We start from the raw sequence: 8,384 nt of genomic DNA on the forward strand, positions 1-8,384 counted from the left end.
GGCGTGACCTTCTTGGGATCGATGCCGTACCGGTTCATCATCTCCTTGATGAGCCGCTCGGTGTCGTCGGAGTCGTAGATCGTGAAGTCGCGCGAGAACCCGATCTTGTCCGCCTCGCGCCGCAGCACGCGGGCGAAGATGGAGTGGAACGTCCCGATCCACATCCCCTTCGCCTCTCCCCCGACCAGCTCACCGACGCGCTTCCGCATCTCGCGGGCGGCCTTGTTGGTAAAGGTGAGGGCGAGGATCTGACTCGGCCACGCCTTCTTCGCGGCCAGCAGGTACGCGATCCGGTGGGTTAGCGTCCGCGTCTTGCCCGACCCCGGCCCCGCGATGATCATGACGGGGCCTTCCGTCGTCTTGGCGGCCTCGCCCTGTGCCGGGTTCAGACCGCCCAAGAGCGTCTCGGCGGCCTCGAGGTCGGCGGAGGAGGGCTGGGACGGCGTGGAGCGCGGAGCGGAGCCGTCAGGAGCCGGTGAGGGTCGGAGTGCGAAGGTCTTCATTGCATCGGAAATCTCGTCCTCGAACCTACGCCGAGCGGGGCGCCCTCGAGGGCGCTCGGACGTCTTCCGTCGTCCTCGAGGACGCGTCAGGCTCCGCCCTCGAGGACGCAGTCTGGCGAGAGCGGAGCGCCGCCGCGTTCGGCACGGGTGAACCTCTCGTCCAGTCCTCTGCCACGTGAGCGTGACCCAGCCTCGAGGACGCACAATGGGGCCGCCAGCTCGCGCCGACGGCCCCGTCGTTCAAGACCTGGGTCGCGTTAGCGGGCGACGACCAACTGGCGCGTCGTCGTGAACCCGTCGCCCACGATGCGGACGAGGTAGACGCCGGCCGCGAGACCCGCGGCGTCGACCTCGAGGTCGAACGAGCCGGAGGCGTCGCCGTCGTGCAGGAGCGCGACTTGGCGGCCGAGCGCGTCGTGGACCGAGGCGGAGACGTGGCCTGGGGTCTCGAGCTCCACACTCACGACGGCCCTCGAGGACGCTGGGTTGGGAGCGATAAGGGAGATCGCGGCGAGGGCGGGCTCTTCCTCAGATGAAACCGTACCCGACAGATCGAGCGTGACAGGGATCACAGTCAGTGGGCTGGTGCCATCGTTGGTGCGAACCACGATCTCCGCCGAGAGGGTGATGCCCGAGGTAAGGTCCGTCGCGTCGAGGTCGACGCTGATGTTGCGGGAGTCACCACCGGCTAGCGAGCCCCGTTGGGTGTCAACCGCGATCCATTCGACGGGTGGCCGGAAGCGAATCGCTGAGTTCGACGTCAGAAAATCCTCTTGGAAGGCAACCGGGACACCAACTGTCCCGTCTTCGTTTTCGATGCCTACCGTGACGGAGTTCAACCGGGCGTTGTCGAGGGCGCCGTACTGAAACTCGATGCTCCCGTCCTCACTCATGATGACCTGGAACGTGATGGAGGCACGGTCATCACCGGCTAGGGCCACCTCGTTCCATTGTACGGCGAACCGTTCGTTGCCCTGCGCATCGTCCGGCAGGATTGCGGCGTAGACTCCGCCGGTGTTTAGATCGAGGTCGTCCCACAGCGGTGCGATAACGCCGTTTGGCAAACGCTCATCAGGAATGCGGACGTTGAGTCGGTCGTTGACCGTCTCGTTTCCGAAGTAGAGGAGCCCGTTCGTCGAAACGTTGATGCTGCGATACCCGCGACCGTAGTACGGGAACTGGAACGGGATCGTCAGCTTGAAGACGCCATTGTCGTTCGGGTCCCCCTCACCGGTAACTGACGAGCTGAACCGGAGTTGGAATTGGTCCGAGATGTCGGTGAAGCCAACGCTGGGGCCGCCGGCGTCGTCCGAGGTGGTTACGAAGTAGTCCACGTCCTCGACGATCCCCGACTCTGCCAACTGCACGTTTTGTAGCTCGACCGTGTAGTCCAGAGTTGAGGAGGCATCTCCGAGGTTTGAAATGGTGAGGACCTGGGAGTCTGTCTCCCCGGGATCCAGCGTCACGTCGATCGCGGTCGACGACAGGCCCGCGCCCGGCGCCGAACCGATCTCGAAGGCGACCGGGTTTACCACGAAGAAGCGCGCGCCGACAGGCCTGATCATGAGCCGCCCTTCGGTCGTCTCAACGTCAGGGATGGCGATGTCCGCGGAGCCCGTGTTCGGAACTGCCTCGGCGATGGTCTCGAACGTATCCCCGTTGTCCGTGGAGAGCAGGATGTCGACCTCGCTGACTCCGATGGGTCCAGCGTCTGTGCCAGCGACGTTCCAACGGATCGTGGTCGGCGCGCCAGACTCGAACACGACGGCCTCGTTGAGGGACGTGATCTCGAACGGCTCGCCGGCGTCGACGATCTCAATTTGAACGCGCCCCTCACCGACCGCGCCAGCACCGGACACGTTGTCACGGACCGTCAGCTGGAAGTTGTAGACGCCGGGCCGGTCCGGCGTTTGCTCGTCGATATCGTCGATGTCGTTGAAGATCCTGCCGAGGCTGGGGAACGTCCTCGAGGCCGTCCCGCTCGGAACGAGCGAACGGAAGAACGGGACGACGCCCTGCCCGTTGCGGTACCGGTCCATTTGCTCCCAGGTGTAGGTCAGGTCCGTGCCCGACCCGTCCGTCGCAGACCCATCGAGAGAAAACTGAGAGCCGAGAGGGATCGAGAACGCATCCGGCACGGTGACGACGGGGATGTCGTTTCCGGTCTCCGTCTCGGTCCCGCACGCGGCACCGTTTCCGTCTCGAACGTGGGCGTTCAGGAAATCAATGGAGCCACCGTGAAAGAAGAACCCGAACTGATCGCCTTCGCGAGTGAACCGAGCGAACTGCGGGTACGACATGATGGTGAAGCCGGGACCGGGCTCGAACCCGTTCCGCTCAAAGTCACCATCGTCCTCGAACTGGACCCACGAGTGCGGCCCGCCTAGCATGTGACCGAGCTCGTGGGGAAACACGAGCAGATCGAACAGCGAAGACGAGTCACGGATGTCGGACCAACCCTGAGCCTTCGCACCACTCACGCACGAGGCCTGAAGCCGGGCTAGCCCCCCCTCACTTCCGTATCGGATGAGGTGCCCGACGTCGTAGTTCTCGTCACCGATCGTCGCGTCGATCTCGTCCTGTGTCTCGTCAAGGAGCCCACCACCACTTGCCGTGAAGGGATCACTCTCGGAGTCGGTGAAGACGATCTGGTCGTTGTTCTCGACCAGCTGGAACGTCAGCGACATGTCACGCTCGTAGATCGCGTTGGCCCGGTTGACCGACGCGACCACTGCCGCGAGCGAGAGCTCTACGGTTCCCCCGCTTCGCTCGGTGAACTCGCCCTCGGTCGCGACCGCGAGACGGTACGTCCGAAGGGTCTCCCCATGCTCGACACGTCGCGCCCGATCGAACGACGGCTCGGCGAGCTCGCCCACGACGTCGTCGTGAAGGCTCTCCAAGACCTCATCTGACAAGAGAAGGTCCGAGCCCCGGAAGACCGCGTACGTCGCCACGTCTGTAGCGGCCGGGTCACCCATCGGCTCGATCACGATCGGGTTGACGCTATCGAAAAAGACGCCCTTGATGCCGTGTGGGGTGACGGAGAACCGTCCGCTGAGGGACGCGCTCTGAATCGTGTACGTTCGGATGCTCGGGTAGCGAGCCTGGAGACCCGGAGCCATCACAGATGACTCGGTCAGGGTGACGTCCGACGTGCCGCCCTCGGGGAGGGGAAGTGGAAGCGTCGCGGACCGACGGCCGTTCGAGGATGGTTCGAGGGCGACACGCAGCGCGTCGAGGTCGAGTTGAACGACTCGGTAGTCCGCGACGTCCGTGCGTGCGGGGAAGCGAGACGCCGACGCGTCCGTCCAGAGGTCCTGAGCAACTGCAGGGAGCGCCAGAGACGCGACAAGGGCAAGGGATAAAGCTCTAAACACAGGCGTAGGGCGTAGTGGAGACGGGTCGACGCAGCGTGCGGACCTCGACGTACGAGAAGGTACGATACATATATCAAGCACATTCACCCACGACGGCATACACTCCCTGAGGACCCAATGGTGTCCCCCTCCACCCGACTCGCTCGGGCGAGAGATCGCTACCGGGCCACGACAAACGTCCTCGACTCGACGCCCCCCTCGGCCTGGACACGCGCGACGTACAGCCCCGGCGCGAGCGTACCGGCCTCGAGGTCGACCTCGAGGGTGCCCGCGACTGCACTCTCGAACGGGACCGACACCAGCCGGCCGAGCGCGTCGTAGATCGAGACGCGAAGGGGTCCGGGCGCCGCGAGAGTGACGTCGAGGTGGGCCGTCCTCGAGGACGGATTCGGCCGCACGGACGACACCCGCGCGGCCTCGAGGTCGGAGCCCGTCGCGACGGGCGTCCCGACCGTGACCTCGATGGGGACGACGACCCGGGGACGCGCCCCGTCGTTGGTCACGATGACGAGGTCCGCCGTGAGCACCTCCCCGTCTTGGTACGCCCCGAGGTCGAGGAGCAGCGGAAGGTCGGCAGATTCACCGCGCGCGAGGGTCTGCGACGTCCGGCCGAGTACGAGCCAGGGATCGCGGGGAGGAGCGAACGACAACGCCGTCCCGCTTAGCGCGAGAAGTTCGTTGTACGCGACCAAGACGCCTGTCTCCCCCGTTGCGCCCTCGATACCGATCGTCGACCCAGCCGTCACGTTCTCCATTTGACCGTACTGAATCTCGATGCGGCCTCTTGGAGAGAGCAGGACTTGGAACGTGTAGTCCCCATCTCCAACAGGACGGCCGATCCGGTCGTACTGGATCACGAAGCGCCCGTCGTGACGGAGTCCGGTAAACACGGCTCCGGACTGCAGATGGAGGTCCTCCCAGAAAGGAGCCACGAAGCCGTTCGGAGTGGAGCGAAGTGGAATCCGACTGTTGTACCTGTGCGTGAAGCCGCTCCGGCACTTGCCCGCGGAGCATGGCCCCATCAGGACGAGTCCGTTCGATGTCACGTGCAGAGAGTCGTAAGCGACGCCGTAGAAGCTGAACGAGAAAGGGAGAGCGACCTCCGCGGTGGCCTCGTCGCCCAAACTTCCCGGGTCAACCGGGACGAACTGAAGTCGCGAGCCGGTGTCTGAAATGTCGACAAAGGCGACGTCTGGGCCTCCCGTTTCATCGGACCACAGCGCCTGGTACCCGACGTCCTGGGCGGGCGCGGGCTGCACGTTGTGGAGCGACGCGGACACATCGAGCGAGGTCCCCGGGGCGCCGACGTTGGTGATAACGACCGCGAGTTCGTCTCGCGTCCCGCTCGCTCGCGTGGCCTCGACCTCGAGGTCCGACACTGCTGCCGCTGGAGCCGGGCCGATCTCGAAGGGCGCCGCCCCGACCGCGAAGTAGTTCCGGCCGACCGGGCGCACCATCACGCGCCCCCATTGTGTCGGAGTGCTGGGGACCGGGACCACCGCCGTACCCGTGTTCAGGGCGCCCTCGAGGGCACGCGTCCACGTGGCGCCATTGTCGAACGACAGCGAGACGTCGACTTGGTCCACGCGGCTCGAGAACGTCGCGGGGTCCCACGTCACGACGGCGTCGCTGCCCGGGGCGTGCGTCACGGGCCGCTCGTGGGACGTGACCCGGAACGGGCCGGCGTCGTCGTACACCGGGACCTCGACGACGGCGGTGCCCACGCCCCCTCCTCCTGGGGCGCCGTCGCGGACCGTGAGACGAAACGAGTACGTCCCCGGGCGGTCGGCGAGCCCCTCTCCGGGTCCCAACGTGCCGGCGAGCGCACGCTCGAGGTCGGGGAACGTCCTCGAGGACGAAGAGCCCGGGTCGAGGCTCCGGAACCGAGGGACCGGACCGCTCCCGATCCCGTACCGGTTCGTCTGCTCCCACGAGTAGCTCAGCCGTGTCCCCGACGCGTCCGTGGCGTCACCTTCGAGGACGAAAAACGCACCCAGTGGGGCGGGCGAGATTCGATGCGGGCGCGTCACCCGGGGTGCGTCATTCCCCGTCGCGACGACGGAGCCGCACCCATCGGTCCGGTTCCACCTGGCGCCCAGCATCTGGCGCAGGGACTCGCTGTGGTAGGCGAACCCGTACCGCTCCTCGTCGGGGAGATGGTAGGCCCGCTGCGGGTACGCCATGAGCGTGTGACCAACACCGGGTTCGACCCCGAACGAGTTGAACTCATCGTCGCGCAAGGATGAGAACGAGTGCCGCGCGCCCAGTTGATGGCCGATCTCGTGTGGGAACACGTAGAGGTCGAACAGCGACGATTCAGAACCGACGCCTGAAAAGGCCTCTCCCTTTAGGCGCAGGGTGCACGCCGCGCCGATCCGAGCGCGGCCGCTGTTCCCAGTCGTAAGCAGGTGCCCGACGTCGTACTGCTCGGCTCCGACATCGTCGTCGAAGACGTCCGCGGCCTCGGAGGCCAGGTCTTCCCCGGTCGCCGTGAATGGATCGGTGGCGCCGTCGAGGAAGACGAGTCGGTCATTGCCCTCGATGATCTCGAGCCGGACGGAGAGGTCGCGCTCGAGCAGCGCGTTAACGCGGTTGACGCTGACCGTCGCCGCCGCCAAGCCGAGCTCGATCGTTCCGCCGCGGCTCTGGGTAAACTCGCCCGTCGTGGCGAGGGCCAGGCGGAGCGTTCGGAGCGTCCCTCCGATCTCGAGCTCGTCGTCCGTCACCGGCCGGAGATCGCCCTCCAGGACGTCGTCCTCGAGGTCATGAGCACCAGGACCGGCGACGCGGAGGCTCGACGCGCGGTATACGGCGTACACCTCAGGCTCGAGGTCGTCGGACGAGCCGACGGGGTCGAAGGCGACGGGTCCGCCGGGGAGGTAGACGACCCCCGAGACCCCGTGTGGCGTGACGGCGATCCGGCCGGACGCCGACCCGGCGACGGCGTAGGTGCGGATCGACGGGAACCGTGCCTGCAACCCCGGCGCCAACACCGGCGACTCGACGGCCACGACCTCGAGGACGCCGCCCTCCGGCAGCGGAATCGGAACCCGCACCGACGCCGTCTCGCTCGCGTCCTCGAGGACGGCTCGGAACGCGTCGAGGTCGAGGTGGACCGGCCGGAACGTCTCGAGGTCCGGCCTCGAGGCCGCGCGGCCCGGCGGCAGATCGGTCCACAGCGCGGGCTGGCTCGAGGCCGACGCCGTGGCGAGAGCGATGAGGGCGAGCGTGCGAAGCATCGGGGCCGGTCGAAGAACTGGAAGGTGAAGGCTTCGGAGTGGAGCGCACCACTCACAAACGGCTACCCTTCAACTTCAATAACGGCACATTGTTCGACGACGGCGTCCTCGAGGACGCTCATTCGTCATCCTCGCCCTCGACGTCGGCGCCGGGGCTAAAGCCGAAGATTGAGAACCCGACGCCCTCCTGCCGCTTCAGCATGTCCGACAGCGACGACCGGCGCACCACGTCCGACGACTCGACGGCGACCTCGAGGCTGTCGAGCGGGAGCGCGGACCGGCCGACCCGGAACGCTTCGTGACCCGCGTAGGCGTCGCGCGGGTTCCGGTACCGCCGGCCCAAGCGGTAGGCCGCGCCGGGCACGCCGGGCACGATCAGGTCCAGGATCGAGGTCTGGTAGAAGCGGACCGTCGGCACGCGGTTGCCGGGGACGTTGGCCGTGACGCGGCCTTCGCGCTCGAACCTCCGAGGGAACCAGACGGAGTCCACCAGGGCCGGACCCGCATAGACGGGCTCGTAGGTCCACCGGTACGACGCGTCGAAGTCGTCGATCGGCCCGGCGCGTCCGCCCGGCGTCAGGCGGAGCTCGGCTTCGGCGATCACCATGAGCGTGTCGACGACGCGGATCCGACCCGAGAGCATCCCCGGCCCCCTCGGGATCACCGCCAAGTCGAGGTAGCGCCGGCCGTCGGCCTCGATGGTCTCGCCCAGGCGGAACGCGTAGTAGTCGAGGGCGTCGGGCCGGGTCGGGGACGGGATCTGGAGCCCGTCGATGGTGATCGCGTCCTCGAGGTAGAGGTCCGGCACCGGCTCCATGCGCGCCCACCGGAACGGCCCACCGAACGGGCGGCGGCGGCGCGCGACGACCTCCTCCTGCAAGCCCGGTCCCCAGATCCACGACAGGTTGGAGACCGTCTCTTCGAGGCCGATGCCGACCGGCCGGACGTCGGTCACGCCGTCTCGTGCGAGCAGAAGTCGGGAGTAGCCCTCGGCGGCATAGGCGCTCATCCGTCGGCCGAGGTACTCCCGCCGGGCCAACAGCCGGCGCCACAAAACCTCGCCGGGCGGCTCGCCGGTCACAGTCACCTCGCCGAGAGAGAACGGCGACGGCGACAACCGGACCGTCCGCGTCACCGGCCCGGGCTCGGCCTCGAGGCCGAGCGGCACCTGCATTCCGGCGTAGCCCACGAACCGGACCACCACGACGGCCGGCAGCTCGACCTCGAGGGCGAGCCGCCCGTCTCGGTCCGCCGACGCGCCGACG

At 67.1% G+C, this 8,384-nt stretch carries 4 protein-coding genes; all 4 read right to left on the bottom strand.

All coding sequences use genetic code 11. The annotated features are described in order from the left end of the window. A partial coding sequence (locus WBA11_RS08135; RefSeq protein WP_424520197.1) for a UvrD-helicase domain-containing protein occupies positions 1-503 on the bottom strand: 503 nt, incomplete at its 3' end. A gap of 257 nt (positions 504-760) precedes the next feature. Then, complete coding sequence (locus WBA11_RS08140; RefSeq protein WP_424520198.1) at positions 761-3,625, bottom strand: reprolysin-like metallopeptidase; 2,865 nt, start codon at positions 3,623-3,625, stop codon at positions 761-763. A 413-nt stretch (positions 3,626-4,038) separates the two neighbouring features. Then, positions 4,039-7,119, bottom strand: coding sequence for a reprolysin-like metallopeptidase (locus WBA11_RS08145; RefSeq protein ID WP_424520199.1), 3,081 nt, complete (start codon positions 7,117-7,119; stop codon positions 4,039-4,041). Positions 7,120-7,237: 118 nt separating this feature from the next. Next, a partial coding sequence (locus WBA11_RS08150) for a hypothetical protein (protein WP_424520200.1) occupies positions 7,238-8,384 on the bottom strand: 1,147 nt, incomplete at its 5' end.

It is taken from the genome of Rubrivirga sp. (assembly GCF_049648075.1).
Classification (GTDB): Bacteria; Bacteroidota; Rhodothermia; order Rhodothermales; family Rubricoccaceae; genus Rubrivirga.

What these genes read in the sequence shown, in the direction of transcription:
- WBA11_RS08140 (WP_424520198.1), bottom strand. Translation starts at nt 3,625, where the DNA reads ATGGCTCCGGGTCTCCAGGCTCGCTACCCGAGCATCCGAACGTACACG.
- WBA11_RS08145 (WP_424520199.1), bottom strand. Translation starts at nt 7,119, where the DNA reads ATGCTTCGCACGCTCGCCCTCATCGCTCTCGCCACGGCGTCGGCCTCG.